Origin of the sequence: Campylobacter blaseri (genome assembly GCF_013201895.1) — a bacterium.
GTDB classification, from domain to species: domain Bacteria; phylum Campylobacterota; class Campylobacteria; order Campylobacterales; family Campylobacteraceae; genus Campylobacter_B; species Campylobacter_B blaseri.
On sequence record NZ_CP053841.1, the window covers coordinates 349,408 to 369,790 of the forward strand.

Annotated in this window: 18 protein-coding genes and 1 tRNA gene; 8 read left to right on the forward strand and 11 right to left on the reverse strand. The window is 28.1% G+C overall.

From position 1 onward, the window contains the following. Positions 1 to 52: 52 nt before the first annotated feature. Together CBLAS_RS01900 and CBLAS_RS01905 are read left to right on the forward strand one after the other, a co-directional pair. Positions 53 to 901, forward strand: a complete 849-nt coding sequence (locus CBLAS_RS01900) for a transposase (protein ID WP_106871638.1) — start codon at positions 53 to 55, stop codon at positions 899 to 901. 349 nt (positions 902 to 1,250) lie between these two features. Next, a complete protein-coding gene (locus CBLAS_RS01905; RefSeq protein ID WP_106871636.1) occupies positions 1,251 to 1,856 on the forward strand; it encodes a LysE family translocator in 606 nt (201 codons plus the stop codon). A gap of 266 nt (positions 1,857 to 2,122) precedes the next feature. Here the strand turns inward: CBLAS_RS01905 and CBLAS_RS01910 are convergent, their stop codons facing one another. Next, entirely contained in the window at positions 2,123 to 2,782 is a 660-nt protein-coding gene (locus tag CBLAS_RS01910; protein WP_106871634.1) for a potassium channel family protein, read from the reverse strand. Continuing rightward, on the reverse strand, positions 2,779 to 4,104 hold the full coding sequence (locus tag CBLAS_RS01915) for a TrkH family potassium uptake protein (protein WP_106871632.1): 1,326 nt from the start codon (positions 4,102 to 4,104) through the stop codon (positions 2,779 to 2,781). Before CBLAS_RS01915 ends, CBLAS_RS01910 begins: the two co-directional genes overlap by 4 nt. Positions 4,105 to 4,347: 243 nt before the next feature. On the opposite strand from CBLAS_RS01915, the gene CBLAS_RS01920 reads away from it, so the two are divergent. Further along, positions 4,348 to 4,423, forward strand: a tRNA-Glu gene (locus CBLAS_RS01920). Positions 4,424 to 4,512: 89 nt separating this feature from the next. Further along, entirely contained in the window at positions 4,513 to 5,076 is a 564-nt protein-coding gene (efp, locus tag CBLAS_RS01925) for an elongation factor P (RefSeq protein ID WP_106871630.1), read from the forward strand. Positions 5,077 to 5,111: 35 nt separating this feature from the next. Here efp and CBLAS_RS01930 read toward each other — a convergent pair whose 3' ends face one another. Beyond that, complete coding sequence (locus CBLAS_RS01930) at positions 5,112 to 5,345, reverse strand: SelT/SelW/SelH family (seleno)protein (protein WP_420912995.1); 234 nt, start codon at positions 5,343 to 5,345, stop codon at positions 5,112 to 5,114. 101 nt (positions 5,346 to 5,446) lie between these two features. Between CBLAS_RS01930 and CBLAS_RS01935 the strand changes: the two genes are divergently transcribed. Continuing rightward, positions 5,447 to 5,992, forward strand: a complete 546-nt coding sequence (locus CBLAS_RS01935; RefSeq protein ID WP_106871626.1) for a DJ-1 family glyoxalase III — start codon at positions 5,447 to 5,449, stop codon at positions 5,990 to 5,992. Positions 5,993 to 6,067: 75 nt separating this feature from the next. Here the strand turns inward: CBLAS_RS01935 and CBLAS_RS01940 are convergent, their stop codons facing one another. Next, positions 6,068 to 7,993: a WG repeat-containing protein gene (locus CBLAS_RS01940; protein WP_106871624.1), complete on the reverse strand. Its 1,926-nt coding sequence runs from the start codon at positions 7,991 to 7,993 to the stop codon at positions 6,068 to 6,070. A gap of 169 nt (positions 7,994 to 8,162) precedes the next feature. Here CBLAS_RS01940 and dnaE point away from each other — a divergent pair, with 169 nt between their 5' ends. Then, a complete protein-coding gene (dnaE, locus tag CBLAS_RS01945) occupies positions 8,163 to 11,774 on the forward strand; it encodes a DNA polymerase III subunit alpha (RefSeq protein WP_106871622.1) in 3,612 nt (1,203 codons plus the stop codon). Between the two features lie 59 nt (positions 11,775 to 11,833). Here the strand turns inward: dnaE and CBLAS_RS01950 are convergent, their stop codons facing one another. Further along, positions 11,834 to 12,643: a DUF234 domain-containing protein gene (locus CBLAS_RS01950; protein ID WP_106871620.1), complete on the reverse strand. Its 810-nt coding sequence runs from the start codon at positions 12,641 to 12,643 to the stop codon at positions 11,834 to 11,836. A 111-nt stretch (positions 12,644 to 12,754) separates the two neighbouring features. Between CBLAS_RS01950 and CBLAS_RS01955 the strand changes: the two genes are divergently transcribed. After that, positions 12,755 to 14,062 (forward strand): aminotransferase class V-fold PLP-dependent enzyme, encoded by a 1,308-nt coding sequence (locus CBLAS_RS01955; protein WP_172658164.1) that lies wholly within the window; start codon positions 12,755 to 12,757, stop codon positions 14,060 to 14,062. Positions 14,063 to 14,071: 9 nt separating this feature from the next. Here CBLAS_RS01955 and CBLAS_RS01960 read toward each other — a convergent pair whose 3' ends face one another. From CBLAS_RS01960 to CBLAS_RS01985, 6 genes are all read right to left on the reverse strand, one after another. After that, complete coding sequence (locus tag CBLAS_RS01960; protein WP_106871618.1) at positions 14,072 to 14,848, reverse strand: undecaprenyl-diphosphate phosphatase; 777 nt, start codon at positions 14,846 to 14,848, stop codon at positions 14,072 to 14,074. Positions 14,849 to 14,850: 2 nt separating this feature from the next. Further along, positions 14,851 to 15,459 carry a thiamine phosphate synthase gene (thiE, locus tag CBLAS_RS01965; RefSeq protein WP_106871616.1) on the reverse strand — a complete coding sequence of 203 codons (609 nt, stop codon included), beginning with the start codon at positions 15,457 to 15,459 and terminating at the stop codon, positions 14,851 to 14,853. Between the two features lie 46 nt (positions 15,460 to 15,505). Further along, on the reverse strand, positions 15,506 to 16,240 hold the full coding sequence (locus tag CBLAS_RS01970; protein WP_106871614.1) for a basic amino acid ABC transporter substrate-binding protein: 735 nt from the start codon (positions 16,238 to 16,240) through the stop codon (positions 15,506 to 15,508). Positions 16,241 to 16,481: 241 nt separating this feature from the next. Continuing rightward, complete coding sequence (locus tag CBLAS_RS01975; RefSeq protein ID WP_157940024.1) at positions 16,482 to 17,234, reverse strand: transporter substrate-binding domain-containing protein; 753 nt, start codon at positions 17,232 to 17,234, stop codon at positions 16,482 to 16,484. 48 nt (positions 17,235 to 17,282) lie between these two features. Beyond that, entirely contained in the window at positions 17,283 to 18,011 is a 729-nt protein-coding gene (locus tag CBLAS_RS01980) for an amino acid ABC transporter ATP-binding protein (protein ID WP_106871610.1), read from the reverse strand. Further along, positions 18,004 to 18,711 (reverse strand): amino acid ABC transporter permease, encoded by a 708-nt coding sequence (locus tag CBLAS_RS01985; protein ID WP_420912994.1) that lies wholly within the window; start codon positions 18,709 to 18,711, stop codon positions 18,004 to 18,006. Before CBLAS_RS01985 ends, CBLAS_RS01980 begins: the two co-directional genes overlap by 8 nt. Before the next feature lie 128 nt (positions 18,712 to 18,839). On the opposite strand from CBLAS_RS01985, the gene putP reads away from it, so the two are divergent. Further along, entirely contained in the window at positions 18,840 to 20,348 is a 1,509-nt protein-coding gene (gene putP, locus CBLAS_RS01990; RefSeq protein ID WP_106871608.1) for a sodium/proline symporter PutP, read from the forward strand. Positions 20,349 to 20,383 lie beyond the last annotated feature (35 nt).

The following is a 20,383-nucleotide window of genomic DNA, read 5'->3' on the forward strand; positions in this document are numbered from 1 at the left end:
CTGTTTACAAGAGAGAAAACAAAGCTTTAAATTAATTTTTAAAGGTTTTATTATGCAAGTAAAATATTATGTCGGTGTTGATGTGTCAAAGAATACATTAGATATATGTTTTTTATCTTCAAACAAAAAAGATAAATCATTTTATAAAATTCCAAATAACCAAGAAAATATAAACTCTTTTTTTAACTCTTTTAAAAAAGATGAAATTATTGTTTGTTTTGAATCAACAAATAATTATCATATAGAATTATCTAAATTTTTAACTAAAAATAAAATCGTTTATTCAGAGTTAAGCAGTTTTAAAACTTCATTATTTTTAAAGCATTTATCACATATTAAAACAGATATAACAGATAGCTACGGAATAGCTTATTATTGTGCTAATTTTACTAATGACATAATCGCAAGTAAGTACAATTCACAATATAAACTTATTAAAAGTTATCATAGCACTTATAATTTGTTTGTAAAAATGCAAACTCAAATAAAGAATTTTGAAAAATCACAAATAAGCGTAAATGATGAAATATTAAAAGATTTAATAAAAGAGTTAAAACTAAATTTAACTAAATTATTAAACAAAATAGAGCTTATAACTTATGAAATATTAAAGAAAGAAATTCCACAAACAGAAAAAATTGTAAATAATAATAAAGGTTTAGGCAAAAATATTGCTATAACTCTTTTTCCTGTTCTTTATTATAGCAAGGATAAAAATTACAAACAGATAATATCGTATTTAGGACTTAGTCCAAGAATTTATGAAAGCGGAATTTCTGTTAAAAAAAATCAACATATTAATAAAATAGGTAATTCAAATATAAGGAAAGCTCTTTTCTTATCTGCCTTATCTTGTATAAGATTTAATCCAATTTTCAAAAACAAAATATTTTATACTTAATTATTTAAAGCATAAAAAGAGTAAAAATCTATACTTAATAAAAACTTAACATATAAATATACTATCAAAAATTCTTTTAATCTATAGCTATTATGACAGAAATTATAAATCATCTATATGCTAAATTTATCTTAAAATTTAACACTATTTTATTTTGTAAATTTAAAATGTAATTTTAAATAAGAATATAAAAATTTAATAAAAATTTAGAACATTAAAATAAATCAATACAGCTTTTTCTTTATATTTTATTTAATAATTTATTTAAATATTATTTTAATTGTTTATTAGTTATACTTTTATCTATTTTTAAAAGATATGTCAAAAAGAATTTGCAAGGAAGATTAAAATGTTGAATATAAGTGCTTTTATATTTTACATATTTGTTATGTCGTTTGCACCAGGTCCTAATGCGGTTATGGCTATGGCAAATGCTAATAAATATGGTTTTAAAAAGTCTTTGGAATTCATATTGGGCGTTTTTACGGGTGTTTTATTGATTATGCTTTTATCTAGTTATTTTAATTTTTTCTTTTTTAAATTTATTCCTAAAATTCAAATTTTTATGCAAATATTTGGTGCTATATTTATGATATATTTGGCATATAGTATAATAAAGCCAAAAGATGATAAAAATGACGAAACTACAACAGAATTTGAAAAACCAAATTCAAAATTATATTTTATAGGTCTTATTTTACAATTTATAAATCCACAAACAATACTATTTGGAATAACGGTTTTTTCAAATTTTATTACTCCTTATTATAAGACAAATCTTGCACTAATTACATTTTCTTTTTCAATTAGCCTTATAAGCAGTTTAGCTATTAGCAGTTGGGCGCTGTTTGGGACTGTGTTTAATAGGTTTTTGTCAAAATATCAAAAGCCATTTAATGCAGTGATGAGTCTGCTTTTAGTATATTGTGCTATTATGGTATTAAATGTAATATAAAAAAGCAATTGAGAAATTTTTATAAATTATAAAAAAATATATTAAAGCCTTATACTACATAACCTTAATAGTTGTTTATTTTTAATTTTGGTCAATTTTTGGTCAAAATATTTTATTCTTATAAAAAAGCTTGTTTAATTAAGTTAAATTGTATAGTGAGATAAAAATATTCTAGTGTTTAGATTCCTAAAAACAAAGCTTAACTTATTTTTATTTTCTGTTACAAAATTAGTACTAACTAAATAAAAAAGAGTAATTTATATGAATTATCCTGTCAAAGAGATATTTTCATAAAATTCTTCAACAATATCAGCATTTCCTAGATAGGCTAATATGTCACCTTCTTGTATTATATGTTCATAGTTTATATCTTTATTCCATTCTCCATCGTGTTTATATGCTATTAATTTCACATCAAAATTAGCTTTTTCTATATCATTAAAACTTTTAGATATAAGAGATTTAGGTGCGACAAATTTTAAAATTCTCATACTATTACTTAAATCAATACTATCAAAATTGATATCTTCCACTATGATTTTTACTAACATTTTACCAGCAATTTTTTCAGGATGTATAACTTTTGTAGCTCCAATCTTAGTTAAAATTTTGCCATGTGTGGTGCTAATAGCCTTTGCAATTATGTTTTTATTTCCCAGCTCTTTTAGTGCCATAACTGTTAAAATATTAGCTTCTATAGACTCACCAATACTGACAATAACAGTATCAAGATTGTAAATTCCTGCATTTTCAAGAGCCTCTTTGTTTGTGCTATCAAGAACATAACTATAATCAGTGTATTGGCTTATCTCTTGAACTATTTTTTCATTATTATCGATTGCAATAACCTTAGCGTCAAGTTTTGATAGTCTTTTAGCTACATAAAAGCCAAATTTGCCTAATCCTATAATTGCTATTGTGTTCATATTATTATTTTTCCTTTTGGATATTTAAATTGTTTATTTTTTCCTTTTCCTATCATCATAGTTGCAAATGCAAATATTCCTAATCTACCAGCTAGCATTAGCATAATAATAACACTTTTTCCAAATACATTAAATTGTTCTGAAAAACTCAAAATATCACCATTGCCGACTGAAAGTCCAACTGTTCCAAAGGCTGATACTACTTCAAAAAGAATTTTAATAAATGGTAGTTTTTGAGTTTCAACTACAATCAAAGTGCAAAAAATTGTAAAAACTGATGAAAATATTATGATTGCTAGAGCTTTATTTATAATATTTTGTTCAATAGATCTTTTAAAAATACTTGGTTCTTGATCATTGTCTTTAAAGATAAAAAAAGCAGTTATTATCAAAACGGCAACAGTTGTTATTTTAATTCCACCTGCTGTACTTCCTTGTCCACCACCTATCATCATAAATATAGTTGAAAAAAATAAAGAAGAATCTTTCAAGCCACCTATATCTATGCTATTAAAGCCACTTGTCCTAAAATTTACTGATAAGAAAAATGAGTTTAATATCTTGTCATAAAGTGGAAGACTGCCAAATGTTTTTGGATTATTCCACTCTATAGATAAAAATAAAATCATTCCAAATAAAATCAAAATTATTGTTCCAAAAATCATTATTTTTGTATGTAAAGTAAAATTTCTAGCAACTTTTCTTTTTTCATAAATTTCAATCAAGACAGGGTAGCCAATACCTCCTAAAATGATTAAAACACATATGGTAAAAATTAATATTGTATTGTTTTGATACCCAACCAAGCTATCTGTAAAAAGTGAAAATCCTGCATTATTAAATGCACTAATTGAATGAAACACTCCAAGCCATAAAGAACTAATTAAACTATATTTTTCACTAAACACAATAGTAAGTATTAAAGAACCGATAGTTTCAATAATAAGCGATATAAAAAATATTTTTTTTGCAATCTCTGAAACATATAAATTAGGCAAATCCAAAGAGTGTTTCATAATAAGTTTTTCATCAAGATTTAAAGAATTTTTAACTATTGTAAAGAAAATTATAACTAAAGTCATATATCCAATTCCGCCTATTTGTATCAATAATAATATAATGCCTTCTCCTATTGGTGTAAAAACTTCAGAAGTGCTAACTACTATAAGTCCAGTAACACAACTTGCAGAAGTAGAAGTAAAAACAGCATCTATAAAACTTAAATGACCAATATGAGATACAGGAAGTAGTAATAAACATGCACCAAAAAAAATAATGAATATATAACCATAAAAAATTCTCTTAATATATTTATGTTGCACGAATTCCCTTGCTATTAGAAATTTTAATTAACTAAACTAAAATTCAATACCATAAAACTATACAATAAGACAGTTTTAAGATAATAAAATTTTTATCATTCTAAATTAAAAAATATTATAATCTACTTAATGATTTATTCTAATTAAAATATTTTAAGTTAATTTTTATAAGTTAATTTTTAAAAATTTATAAGATTATTTTAAATTATTAATGATACAATTTAACCTATAATTGTTTGCTATGACCCTTTCGTCTAGTGGCCCAGGACATTGCATCCTCAATGCAAAAACGGAAGTTCGAATCTTTCAAGGGTCGCCAAATTCTTTTTAAGCTAAATATAGCATTGCAAATATGATATTTTAAACTTTTATTTGATATAATAGCCTTTTAATAACTAAGGAGAAAATATGGCTTATTCTATGAGCGATTTAAAAAAAGGTTTAAAAATTGAACTTGATGGTATCCCATACAAAATTATAGAATACCAACATGTAAAACCTGGTAAAGGTGCAGCTTTTGTTAGAGTTAAGATAAAATCATACATAAATGGAAGAGTTTTGGAAAAAACTTTTCACGCAGGAGATAAGTGCGAAGAGCCACATTTGGAAGAAAAACAGATGCAATATCTTTATGATGATGGTGATTTTTGCCAATTTATGGATACCCAAACTTATGAACAACTTGCTATAAGTGATGAACTAGTTGCTGATAGCAAAAAATGGTTACTTGATGGAATGATGGTTGATATATTATTTCACAACGGTAAAGCAATCGGACTTGAAGTTCCACCTACTGTTGAGTTAAAGATTGTAGAAACAGCACCTAATTTTAGAGGTGATACACAAGGTAGTAATAAAAAACCAGCAACACTTGAAACAGGAGCAGTTGTAACAATTCCTTTTCATATTTTAGAGGGCGAAACTATTAAAGTTGATACTTTGACTGGTGAATATTTAGAAAGAGTAAAATAAAAAGTAATCTAGGGTTTCCTAGATTACTTTTATATCTAACTTATTTTTTTAATAATATCTACTATTTCATTTTCGAATGGAAATCTTGGTTCTTCCATTGCTCTTTTTGAAAATATAGTTTTATCATCAACATCAACTGTAAAAATTCCATTAAGACCAGTTGCAGTTTCAACTACTGCATCAGGATATGCTTTTAAAATTTCTTCTTTCACACGGAAAGCTTCTGGTTTATAGTTTCAACTATTGCAATATGTAATTTTAACCTTCATTTTTTTCTCCTTTGTATATGATAATTAATTTTAATTATACAATAAACATTTTGAAAAATTTCTTTTAAATAGTATAATTTAAAAAATACAAAGGAGAAAAAATGAAAAAAGTAGCTGTTATGTTTGCTGATGGTTTTGAAGAAATTGAGGCTATGAGTGTAGTTGATATATTAAGAAGAGCAGGGCTAGAAACACTTAGTGTTGGGCTTTTTAAAAAAATTGTTACAGGTGCTCATAATGTAGAAATGAAAACAGATTCAATTTTAGATGATTTAAATGTAGATGAGTTTGATATGATAGTTTTGCCAGGTGGGCTACCAGGAGCAGAACATTTGGCAAAGAGTGAAAAGTTAGCTCAAATTTTAAAAGAATTTGACAGAAAAAACTTAAAAATTGCAGCAATTTGTGCGGCTCCTTGGGCGCTGAGTGAGGCAGGAGTTTTAAAAGAAAAATACACTTGTTATCCAGGTTTTGAAAAACAGGTAAATCATAAGGGATATATTGCGGACAAAAATGTCGTAATTGATAAAAACATTATAACATCCAAAGGACCTGCAACTGCTATGGAATTTGCCCTTGCTTTAGTAAAAGAATTGCTTGGAGAAAGCAGATATAAAGAGGTTAAGGAAGGGCTTTTGTTCAGCTAATTTTATTTAAGATGTAAATTTTAAAGCTTTTTACAAATTTACATCTTTTGCCATATTTTTAAAAATAAAAGACTTTTATTTTGGTGTTTTGTTTACAAATTCCCCTTTTTCATTTATGTAGCCCCATTTTCCATATAACTTAACTTTAGCTAGTCCATTGCTTCTAAAACTATAAGCTTCATCAAATTTTGGCTCAATTGCAAATTCCCCTTTTTCATTTATGTAGCCCCATTTGCCATATAACTTAACTTTAGCTAGTCCATTGTTTGTAAAATTTTCAGCATTGTCAAATTGTATTTTTATAATGATTTCGCCATTTTTGCTGATATATCCAAATTTGTCATTTGATTTTACTATAGCCAATCCATCTTCTGCAAAATCCAAAGCTCCGTCAAATTTTGGCTCAATTACAGTATCGTCTTTTTCATTTATGTAGCCCCATTTGTTATCTATCTCAACTGCAGCTAAGCCATTTTTTGTAAAATTAGAAGCCAAATTAAATCTAGGTTTAATTACAAATTCGCCTTTTGTATTTATATATCCCCATTTTTTATTAATTTTTACTAAAGCTAATTTACCGTTTTGAAAAAATCCAAAGGTTGCATCAAATTTTGGCTCAATTACAAACTTGCCTTGTTTATCTATAAAACCCCATTTGTTATCTATCTCAACTGCAGCTAAGCCATTTTTGGCAAAAGGAAAAGCTTCATTAAATTTTGGTTCAATTACAAACTCGCCTTTTTTATTTATAAATCCTACTTTATTTTTTATTGTAACTATTGCAAGATTATCATCTCCAAAATTAAAAACACCATCAAATTTTGGCTTAATTACAAATTCCCCCTTTTCGTCTATATATCCCCATTTTTTATTTAAAAGAACCTTAGCCAGTCCATTGTAAAAGTCATAACAATTATCAAATTTTGGCTCAATTGCAAAATCACCATTTTTATTTATAAAACCGCATTTGTTATCTATTAAGACTGTAGCCAAGCTGTTTTTGGTAAATTCGCTAGCGAAATCAAATTTTGGCTCAATTGCAATCTCATTTTTTTCATTTAAATATCCCCATTTCCCAAATGTTCTAACTCTAGCCAATCCATTTTTACTAAAACTATAAGCACTATCAAATTTTGGCTCAATTACAAATTCCCCTTTTTTGTCTATATATCCCCATTCATTATCTATTTTAACACTAGTTAAATTGTTTTCAATAAAACCATAAAAGCTATCAAAATTTGCTGCTATTACGATTTTTCCAGCTTTATTTATAAAACCAAATTTACCATTTATTTTAATGCCAGCTAAACCATTTTCACCAAAATCATAAGCATGTTCAAATTTTGGCTTAATTACAAATTCTCCATCTTTATTTATATATCCCCATTTCCCATTTAATTCAACTGCTGCCAATCCATTTTTAGCGAAATTAAAGGCGTTATTAAACTTAAATTTTATGACAAATTCCCCTTTTTCATTTATAAAACCCCATTTATTATATAGCTTAACTGCAGCTAGCCCGTATTTATTAAAATCACGACCATCATTAAAATTAACAGTAGTTATAATTTCACCTTTTTTGTTTATATATTGGTATATTCCACCTATTTGAACTCTAGCTAGTCCAACATCTGCAAAATCCCAAGCTTCATAATACTTTGGTTTAATTACAAATTCCCCTTTTTCATCTATATATCCCCATTTTTTATTTACTTTAACTATTGCTAGATTATACTCTCCAAAATCCCAAGCACCATCAAATTTTGGCTCAATTGCAATATCACCTTTTTCATTCATATAGCCCCATTTATTGTTTACTTTAAATGCAGCTAATCCATTTTTAAAATTTCTAACATCATCAAAATTTGTTTTTATTACAACTTCGCCTTTCTGGTTTATAAATTTCCATATTTTATTACCTTGAAATTTTATAAATTCATTTGAAAAACTAAACCTGAATAAAATACTTACAATTAAAATAGTTTTTAAAATTTGTTTCATTTTAGCCCCTTTAAATTCGTATTATATAGCAAATTAGTTATAAATTTATTTAATTTGTCTTTTGAATACTGAAGCGGTTTATTTGAACTTTCTTTAAAAATTTATAAGACTTTTACCACAATTTTTATACAATAAATAAAAATAAATTTAGAAAGAAATAATAAAAACAATGAGCGAATTTACACATTTACACTTGCACACAGAGTATTCATTGCTTGATGGAGCAAACAAGATAAAAGAGTTAGCTGCTATGCTAAAAGAGCGTGGAAGTAAGGCTGTTGCAATAACTGATCATGGTAATATGTTTGGTGCAATTGATTTTTATAAAACTATGAAAAAAAATGGTATTAAGCCTATAATTGGTATGGAAGCATACATTCATAACGGTGAAACATTAGATGACAAAAGCACAAGGAGTAGATTTCATCTTATACTTCTTGCTAAAAATGAAGTTGGTTATAAAAATTTAATGTATCTTAGCTCAATGGCATATTTAGAAGGCTTTTATTTTAATCCAAGAATTAATAAAAAAATATTAAAAGAACATAGTGAAGGTCTGGTTTGTTCTGCTGCTTGTTTACAAGGAGAGGTAAATTTTCATCTAAATTTAAGCGATAGAAATTTAAAAAGAGGAGCACAGGGTTACGAGAAAGCAAAAGAGGTTGCTTTAGAATACAAAGAGATTTTTGGAGATGATTTTTATCTTGAAATTATGCGTCATGGCATAAATGATCAAATGAAAATTGATAAAGATATTTTAAGAATCTCAAAAGAGACAGGCATTAAAATAATAGCTACAAACGATGCTCACTATCCTTATAAACAAAGAGCTGAAGCACATGAAGTTTTTATGTGTATAGCTATGGCAAAAAACTTAGATGACCCAAATAGGCTCAGGCATAGTATGCAGGAGTTATATGTAAAAAGCGATAAAGAGATGAAGTGGATTTTTGCAGATATTCCTGAAGTTATAGAAAATACCCAAGAGGTAGTTGATAAATGTAATTTAGAGCTAAAATTAGGAGAGCCGACTCCTCCAAATTTTAAATTTACTTTAGAATATGCACGAGAAAATGGTATAAAATTACCATATCCAAATGATAGATATAATTTAGAAAATGATAAAATTTTGTTTAAGAAACTTAGTGAAAAAAGGCTTGAAGAAAGACTTCAATTTATAGATGAAAGCAAACATATAGAATATAAAGAGAGATTAAAAAGAGAGATTGACATTATAAATTCAATGAAATTTCCAGGTTATATGCTTATAGTTGCTGATTTTATCAATGAAGCTAAGAAAGCAGGTATTCCAGTTGGTCCAGGTCGTGGTTCTGCTGCTGGAAGTTTGGTAGCATTTTCTTTAAAGATAACAGATATTGACCCAATGCCATACAACTTACTTTTTGAAAGATTTTTAAATCCTGAAAGAGTTAGTATGCCTGATATTGATGTTGATTTTTGTCAAGATAGAAGAGGCGAAGTAATTGACTATGTTGTAGAAAAATATGGCAGATATAATGTTGCTCAAGTTGCAACTTTTGGTAAATTACTTGCAAAAGGTGTTATAAGAGATGTTGCAAGAGTTTGTGGTATGGCATATGCTGAGGCTGACAAAATGGCAAAACTAATTCCTGATAATTTAGGAATAACTTTAAATGGAAAAGGAGAGCCAGGAAGTGCAAATTTTAAAGAAGGAGCGTTTCAGCTAGAACCTAAAATAAAAGAGTTGATTGACTCAAATCCTAGTGCAAGACAAGTGTGGAAGTATTCGCTTGACTTAGAAGGACTTAATAGAAACGCAGGTATGCACGCAGCAGGTGTTGTTATAAGTAATGAGGAGCTTTGGAATAAAACTCCACTTTTTAGGCAAACAAACAATGTCGATGGGGGGTTGATTACTCAGTATACAAAAGACTTTTTAGAAGATGTGGATTTGATTAAATTTGACTTTTTGGGTCTTAAGACTTTAACAGTAATTGATAATGCCATAAAACTTGTTAAAAGTAGATACAGTAAAGATATCATTTGGGAACAAATAGATATGAATGAAAAAAAAGTATATAAGACTATTCAAAGCGGATACACTTTAGGGATTTTTCAAATAGAAAGTGCTGGAATGCAAAAACTTGCAAGTGAATTAAAGCCTGACTGTTTTGAAGATATTATTGCGATGATAGCACTTTATCGCCCAGGACCTATGGATCTTATTCCTGATTTTGTAAAAAGAAAACATGGTGAGGCTAGGATTGAATACATTATAGATGAGATCAAAGATATATTAGAGCCAACTTATGGGGTTATAGTTTATCAAGAGCAAGTTATGCAAATTGTTCAAAAAGTTGGAGGTTTTTCTTTAGGTGCTGCTGATATTGTTAGGCGTGCTATGAGTAAGAAAAAAGAAGATGAGATGAAAGAGCTTAAAAAACAATATCTTGTCGGTGCTAAAAATCAAGGTTATAATGAAAATAAAGCTGACGAGTTGTTTGAGATGATTATGAAATTTGCTTCTTATGGGTTTAACAAATCTCACGCAGCGGCTTATGCCATGATAACTTTTCAAACAGCTTATTTAAAAACATTTTATCCAGCTGAGTTTATGGCAGCACTTCTTACAAGTGAAGAGGATAATATGGATAAAGTCGCAATATATATTGATGAGATTAAAAGACTTAATATAGATATTTTACCGCCTAGTATAAATAAATCTTTTAGACAATTTAGCGTTATAAAAAAAGACAATAAAGAAGCTATTATTTTCGGAATGGGTGCTATAAAAGGAGTTGGACTTGGAGCTATTGACAATATTGTAAAAGAGAGAGAAAAAGATGGAGATTTTACTAATATAAATGATTTTGTCTCAAGAATTGATAGTTTTAAAGTAAACAAAAGAGTTACAGAGGCACTTATAAAATCTGGTGCAATGGATTGCTTAGGGCTTACTAGAATGGCGCTTTTACAAAATATAGAAAATATAACAGATGCCTGCAGAAACTCAGCTAAAATCAAAAATGATGCACAAAATTCACTATTTGGCTTAGAAGATGGTATAGCAAATGTTGAGGTGAATTTCATTCCAAATAGCGATGAATATGATATGAAAAGCCTTTTAAGGCTTGAAAAAGAGAGTTTGGGAATTTATATCTCAGGGCATCCACTTGGTGAATTTGAAGATGAGATAAATAGTATGCAATACACCCTAACAAGTGAATTTGAAAATTTAAAAGACTATACTGAGACCATTTTAATTGGCAAAATCGAAGATATTGATATAAAAATTACTAGGCGTGGAAAAAAAATGGGGATAATCTCAGCCTTAGATTTGCATGGTAACTTTGAAATGGTAGCTTTTGATGACAAACTTGAAAAGATAGAAAGCTTTAGTGAAGAGGAGCGTGGCAGGCCATATGTTTTTGCTGTACGCATTATAAAAGATGAACACCAGTATAAAATAAGCGTAAATGATGTATTTAGTTTAGAAGATGCTAAAAATGGAGAGTTTAAGCAAAAAAGCTATAATAGAAAAAACGATAGCTATAAAAATGAATATCAAAATGAGCAAAAACGAAATATTGAAGATTGTGAAATAGAATTAAATTTAGATAATTTAGATGTTGATTTAATAAACAAAATTTATAATTTAGCTTACAAATCAAACAATGGAGTAAATAGCAAAAGACTTGTTTTAAAGATTATAACAAGTAGTAAAATTTTTATTTTTGAAACAAACTTTTTTATAGACGATAGATTTTTAGATAATATGAAGGAGTTTTTGGCTGCTTAATAATTTAGTAAAAGCTAAATTATTAGCTTTTACTTATATGTATTTAAATTACAAATTTATTATTCAAGTAAAATTGTAAAATCATCCATATCAAACAGCAGTAATTTTTCAGATTTAATATTTAAAAGCTCCTTGCTAAAGCCACTTTTAGAAAAAATGATAATTTTATCTGGAGTTATATTTAACTTTTCACACTTTAAACTAATAGAGTTTAACAAGCTTTTACAGACTTTCCTATCTTTATATTTTACTTCGCCAATCATAACTTTATCATCAAATTCATAAAAAATATCGATTTCTAAATCTTTAGTCCAAAAACTATAAACATCTTTTTCTAAATTTAAATATTTTTTTAGAACCAATCCGCTTAAAGCCTCAAATCCCAAACTGGCATAGTTTTCAAAATCTAGCTTTATTATTTCTAAAACTTGTTCTATTTTATTATTATCTAGTAGAGTTAGATTAGGTTCTATGAATCTAAACCAAAACCTATCAAAGTGATTTTTAAATTTAACCTTATCGTGGATTGTATATCTTCTTAGATATTTAGGTAGTTTTTCCTTTTTGTTTTGTGGAGTAGGCTTTTTTTCTCTACTTTTTTCAAGTTCTAAAATTCCCTCATTTAAAAGCCAATTTACAGATTTTTGAGCTTTAAATCTTGACATAACTTTATTTATTGAAAATTTTTTTCTATCATTTTTAGCGAATTTAGAAAGTGCTAGCTTGCTATATTTATCAAATTTAAATTTTAATCTTAATTTATTATGGTTAAGTAAAATTTCATCTTTTATAGCAATAAAAACATCATCATAGTTATTTTTTATATCCAAACCATCAAACACTAAGTAAAATTTAATAAGTTCATCCATGCTTAGATTTGGAAATTTATTAAATATTTTTTTGAAATTTTCTATAGCTCTCTCCTTGTTTTTAATTTTATCATTTTTCGGTATAATTTACAAAAAAATAAGGAAGATAATTTGGACATAGAAAATGTTAGAAAAGATATTATTTTAAAAGATGAAACTTACTATTTTGATTATACTGCTACAGGGTTAGCTTGCAAATCAATAGAAAATGAAATTCAAAGTATATTAGAGACATACTCTAATATACATTCTGAATCAAGTGAACTTGCTAGAATTACAAATGAGTATTATGAAAATTCCCGTAGAGGGCTTAAGGGGCTACTTGCATTAGACGATAGCTTTTATCTTATTCCATGTGGAAATGGTGCAACAGCCGCTATAAAAAGATTTCAAGAGATAATGGGTATATATATACCACCAGCAACAAGAGATTTTTTAGGACTAAATATTAAAAATATGGACAATTTGCCACTTGTTTTAGTCTCTCCTTATGAACACCATTCAAATGAGATTAGCTATAGACAAGGTGTTTGTGAGACTATAAGAGTATCTTTAGATAAAAATGGTGAAATTAATTTTGATGAACTTAAGGAAATTCTAGAAAAAAACAGAGGAAGAAAAATTATTGCAGCTTTTAGTGTAGCATCAAATGTAACTGGTGTTTTAACTGACTATAAAAAACTCTATCTTACCATAAAGGCATACGGAGGCACTGTTTTGCTAGATGCTTCTTCATATATAGCTTATGACAATGTAGATTGTAACTTTTATGATGCTATGGTTTTTTCATCTCATAAACTTTTAGGCGGAGTTGCTGGATGTGGAGTGCTTGTTATAAAAAAAAACTTGTGTAAATGCAAAGAGCCTACATTTGCTGCTGGCGGAACAGTGCAATATGTAAATAGAAAACATGAGGTTTTTGCTCTAGATAAAGAACAGCTAGAACAACCCGGAACTCCAGGGATAATAGCTTTAATTAGAGCGTTTTTAGCTTTTAAGCTTAGAAATAGTATCGGTCTTGAAAATATAAGAAAAAAAGAAAAAGAGTTAGGTGAGTATTTTTTAAGTAAAATTACAAAAATCAATGATGTTACACTATATGCTAAAAATGTTAAAGATAGACTAGCTGTATTTTCTTTTAATGTAAAAGGTTATAACCCTTATGATTTTGCCTCAATTCTTAGTCAAAACTACTATGTTGAAACCAGAGCAGGTTGTGCATGTGCAGGACCATATGGACATGATTTACTTGAATTAGATGATATGGATTTTTTAGATTATGATAAGCCTGGTTGGGTTAGGATTAGTATACACTACACACATACAAAAGAGGATATTGATTATCTTATAAGTGCGATAAAAGCAGTTATAAAAAAGCGTGGAAAAATTAAATTTTCACAAGGAAGATATCTTTGTTAAATCTGGATATTATAATATCCAGATTAAAAACACAAAGCCAACTATAATTCTATATATACCAAAAGGAATATAATCAAATTTACTAACAAAGTTTAAAAATATCTTTATAGCAAATAACGCAACTACAAAAGCAACGAAACCGCCTATTAAAAATATAAATATATGATTTAAATTTTCTTTAAAAATTTCTATATTTTTATAGCTATCATAAAGAGTTGCAGCAAACATAGTTGGAATTGCAAGCAAAAAGCTAAACTGAGCGGCTGTTGTTCTATTTAGTCCGCATAAAAGTGAGGTTATAATAGTAGCGCCACTTCTAGAAGTTCCTGGAATCATAGCAAAACATTGTGATAATCCAATTATAAATGCTTGTTTATAACTTATGTCATTTAAATTTACTATTTCATTCTTTGGTCTGTTTTTCTTTCTATATAACTCAACTATTATAAAGATAACTCCCCATAGTATCAGCATATAAGCAACTGTATTTGAACTAAATAGAGATTTTATATGACTATATAGCATAAGACCTATAAAAGCAGTTGGCAAAAAGCCAATAATAAGCTTTATCCATAAATTTATATCTTGTTTTAACCTATTAAAAAACATAAAAACAACAGCTAAAATGGAGCCAAGCTGGATGACGACTTCAAAACACTTTACAAAGCTAGTTTGCTCTAGTCCTAAAAGTTCTGAAGCTAGAATCATATGACCTGTTGAGCTAATCGGTAAGAACTCTGTTAAGCCCTCGACCACGCCAAGAATTATAGCATCTAGTATTCCCAATTTTATCCTTTAATTATATTTATTAAATTTGTTAAATTTTCTGTAATGGATTTTGGCTTATAAGTAGCACTTACAATAGCTATATAATCAGCATTATATTTTAATACATCTTTTAAATTTTGTGAATTTATTCCGCCTATTATACAAGTTGGGATTGTTAGTTTCGAAAAATCTATTGACGAAATATCACAAATAGTTGCATCTTTTTTTGTATCAGTTGGGAAAATAGCACCAAAAGCTACATAGTTAGCACCATTTTTTTGCGCATTAAGAGCCAAGCGCATATCTCCATAACAACTTACTCCAATTATTTTATTATTTCCTAAAGTTTTTTTTGCACCAGTAATATCTTTGTCATCCTTGCCAATATGAACACCGTGAGCATTTAGTTTTTTTGCTAAATCTACATCATCATTTATAAGAAGTTTAGCGTCATAATCTTCACATAGAGATATTAGTGATTTTATAGTATTTTCTTGATAATCTTTATTTTTACTTCTAAACTGAATAAGTTTAATACCACAATCAAGTATCTCTTTTACTTGAAAAAATATTTTATTTTCTGGTGTATATTGATCGTCAGTTAAAACATATAATTGATTTTTTTGCATAATTGATTAGATTGAAGATGTGCACATATATTGTGCACACATCTCTTTATTTTTTTAGTTCGTATTTGTCCAATAGACTATCGTAAGTGCCATCATTTCTTAACTCTTCTATAACTAAATTAATTTTTGATATAAGCTCTGTATGTTTGTTTTTATCAAATGCTAGAGAAAAACCCTCGCTTCCATCTGGTTCTTTATGGAACTCAACTATATCATCATTTTTTCTTAAATAGCCATAGCCAACTGAAGAATCAACTAAAACAGCATCAATTTTACCATTTTTTAGGGCCATAATAGCTGCAAATATATCTTCTACTGCAAAAACATTGACTTTATTTAGTTTTCTTGCAGCTTGCTCTTGAACTGTTCCAAGCTGAACACCAATACTTTTATCTCTTAAATCATCTTTTGAGTTAATATCAGAGTTGCTTTTTTGTTTTATAAATAGATTTTCAGTTACATAGTAAGAGTCTGAAAAATCAACAGCTTTCTTTCTAGCTGGAGTTGCACTCATTCCAGCGGCTATTATGTCAATTTTGCCACTCTTTAAAGCTGGAATAAGGCCATCAAAACCCATATTTACAATTTCGTATTTAAAACCTACTTTTTTACTTAGTTCATCTACAAGATCTATATCAAAACCAGCAATATGAGAGTTTTCATCTATATACTCAAACGGCGGATAATTTGCATTTGTTCCAACTTTTATAGTTTCAGCACTTAAGCTAGAGATACCTAGAAAAACTAGAGTAACTAAACAGTATTTTATAATCTTTTTCATTTTTTTCCTTTATTTGTTAAAATCATACTTTACTTAACCTGTCTAGGTTATCATAAAAGTTTAAGCATATTATATCATTTATAATTAAATATTATCGTTTAATTTTTCATTTTAATTTAGTAAACTAGGTATAAAAGCTATTTTAGTACCTATATTAATCTAAATATAACTATATTTTGCAACGATAAATAATATAATAATGTTTAAGTATAAAACTAAGCCAAACTCACCTAAAAATTATCTATTTTAATTTATATTTAACTAGTAATTTTTCATAAGTTCCATCTTCAATAATGCTATCTATAGCAAAGTTAATCTTTGATAATAACTCAACATAATTACCCTTTTTAAAAGCAATTCCAAAACCTCCAGTTCCGTCAGATTCTCTTAAAAATTCACTTAAATCAAGGTATTTATTTAAAATTCTAAGACCAACAGCACTATCTAAAATTATACTATCAAGTGAGCCAGTTCTTAAGCCATTCATTAAAGAAGTGTCGGTTGCAAATGAGTGCAAGACAATGCCATCTATTTTTTTAGCTATATTTTCTTGTAAAGTTCCTTCTTGGACACCTACATTTTTACCTATTAAATCATTTTTTGATTTTATTCTATTATCAATTTTCTTTTTTAGATATAGTGTTTCAGTATTAAAATATGGCTTAGAAAAATCCAAGGTTGTTAGTCTTTCTTCTGATATCCCAATAGCTGATATTGCTAGATCTATTTTTCCTTCTTGTAGTGCCGCAAATAGGTCATCAAAACTCATTTCCAGAAGTTTGAACTTAAAGTCAGCTCTTTTGCTTATCTCTTTCATAAGATCGATATCAAAGCCAACAATCTCCATACCCATATTTACATATTCAAAAGGTTGGTAATTTGCATTTGTGCCAACCTTTAAGGTTAAGCTACCAGGTTCTACCATATCTATCTCATCGGCATTTAAAAATATAATTGCAAATAATACTATTAAACAATTGAAAATTTTTTTCATCATTATAACTCCGTAATTTAATATAATATTATTATTTTACCATATATTTTAATAATAAAGAATTTTATTTAAAAATTCTTTTAATCTTTTATCTTTTGGGTTGTTAAAAAACTCATCAGGAGTTCCATCAACAGCAATTTTTCCACTATCTATAAAAAACACTCTGTTTGCAACATTTTTTGCAAAACCCATTTCATGAGTTACTGCAAGCATAGTTATGCCTTCTTTGGCTATTTGCTTCATAATGCTTAAAACCTCTCCTACCATTTCAGGATCTAATGCAGAGGTAGGTTCATCAAAAAGTATAACATCAGGATTCATAGCCAAGCTCCTTGCTATGGCAACACGCTGCTTTTGACCACCGCTAAGCTTGTGAGGGTATGCATATGCTTTATCTTTTAATCCAACTTTTTCAAGAAGTTCAAAAGCCTTTTCTTTTGCCTCTTCTTCAGTATAAATTTTAGATTTAACTGGTGCCAATGTCAAGTTTTCTAATACATTTTTATTTGCAAAAAGATTAAAATGTTGAAAAACCATACTTACTTTTTGGCGAAGTTTGTTTATGTTTGAATCTTTATCTAATATATTTTTATTATTTATTAAAATTTCACCGCTACTTGCTTCTTCAAGTCTATTTATGCATCTTAAAAAGGTACTTTTACCCCCGCCACTAGGACCTATTATGGCTACAATATCGCCTTTGTTAATAGTAACTGAAATATCGTTTAAAACCTGTAGTTCTCCAAAATTTTTAGATAAATTTTTTACATCAATCATTTTTATTTAACCTCGCTTCAAGTCTTTTTGCTAAGTATGAGAAAAGCTTAACGCTAACATAGTATATTACAGCTGCAAATAGTATTGGCTGAGTTGTAAAAAGAGTTGATTGAAGGCTTTTTGAAAACATTGTTAAGTCAAATATTGCAACCATTCCAACAACAGAGGTTTCTTTAAATAGGCTTATAAACTCATTTGCTAGTGCTGGAAGTATGTTTTTAACAGCTTGTGGTAAAATAATACTTTTCATAGAATCATAATACCCAAGTCCCATAGCTCTTGCTGCTTCCATCTGACCTTTATCAACACTATTTATCCCTGAACGAACGATTTCAGCTACATAAGCAGAGCTATTTAATCCAAGTGCAACAATACCTGCTAATAAATTATTTGAAAATGTTGCAAAGATTATAAATGCAAATATCATTAACTGTATAAGAAGCGGAGTACCACGAATAATATCTATGTATTCATCTATGATAAAATTAATAGGTTTTATCTCTAAAAATCTTACAAAGGCCAATATAGAGCCAAGTATAATTCCTATAGTAATACCGCCAAGAGTAAGCTCAAGAGTCGTTAAATAGCTTGTAAAATATGACATTTTTTGAGAATTTGTCAAGTCTTCAGGATATGTAAAATATATAGCAATTGCAGTAGCTACAATAAAAAATATAAATTTTAAGTATTTTTCTTTCAAGATTTAACCTTATAATCATAAATTGCAATATAAAAGAATACTGAAATTTTAATGTCTTTTTGCTTAAATATACGTAATAATTAAAATTTTATTATAATTTAGCTAGAATTTCATACTTGGAGGAAAATATGGATATAACAACTTACTCAGCAATAGGATTGTATTTTTTGATGTTAATTTGGATAGGAAAAATATCTTATAACAAAAATGCTAATATAAATGAATACCTGCTTGATAACAGAAGCTTAGGGCCTGTTGTAACAGCACTTAGTGCAGGGGCTAGTGATATGAGTGGTTGGATGCTTCTTGGACTTCCGGGAGCTATATACGCTACTGGGCTTTCAAATATATGGATAGCTATTGGTCTTACAATTGGAGCTTGGTGTAATTATAAATTTTTAGCAAAAAGACTTAGAATTTATACAGAAGTTGCAAGTGATAGTGTTACAATTCCTGATTTTCTAGAAAATCGCTTCAAAGATAAAACCAAAGTTTTAAGAATAATGTCAGGACTTATAATCTTAATATTTTATACATTATATGTAAGTAGTGGGATTATTGCTGGTGGAAAAACATTTCATAGTTTTTTTGGACTATCTTTTGAAGTTGGAGCGATTTTTACTCTATTAATAGTTGCTTTTTACACTTTTTTTGGAGGTTTTAAGGCTGTTTGTATAACTGATGCTCTTCAAGGAACTTTAATGTTTGCAGTTCTTATAATAATACCTCTAGCTGCATATTTTGCATTAAATATTCCTAGTGATTCTAGTTTTTTAAAAGAGATAACAAGATATAGTTTAAGTGCAAAAGAAAATCACTTAAGTCTTTTTTATGGACAGAGTTTTTTAGGAATTTTGGGGCTTCTTTCCTGGGGGTTTGGTTATTTTGGACAACCTCATATCATAGTAAGATTTATGGCTATTAGATCATCAAAGGAGCTTGGAAGTGCAAGAAGAGTTGGGATTGGCTGGATGGTTTTAGGGCTTTTGGGCGCAATTTGTAGTGGTCTTATAGGTTTTGTTTACTTTAATCAAAATGGCATCATATTAAATGATAGTGAAACGGTGTTTTTAGAGTTAGGTAAAGTTTTATTTCACCCTTTTATAGTTGGCGTTATTATTTCAGCAGTATTGGCTGCTATTATGAGCACTATTTCATCACAACTTTTAGTTAGCGCAAGTTCTGTTACAAAGGATTTTATATTTGCATTTTACAAAAAAGATGTAAGCGAAAAAACTCAAACTTTAGTTGGTAGAGTAGCTGTTATATTTGTGTCAATAATAGCTACTATTTTAGCTTTTAGTTCAACAGATACAGTTCTTGGTGTTGTAGGAAATGCATGGGCTGGTTTTGGAGCTAGTTTTGGAGCTGTTTTGCTTTTTAGTTTGTATTCTAAAAATATGACAGCACTTGGAGCACTTTTTGGGATGATTGTTGGTGGTGGAACTGTAATATTTTGGATAAGTTTTGGTTTATCAAGTTTTGTTTATGAGTTACTTCCAGGCTTTTTAATGTCAGCTTTAACTATTATAATTGTAAATAAATATAGTTATTTACTGGGCAAGATGTCAGATGAGCCAAAAGAGGCAATTATCTCAAGTGAATTTGAAAAAATGGAACAACAAAACAGAAATTAAATTTAAACAAACTCTCTTTGAAATATTTAGCTATT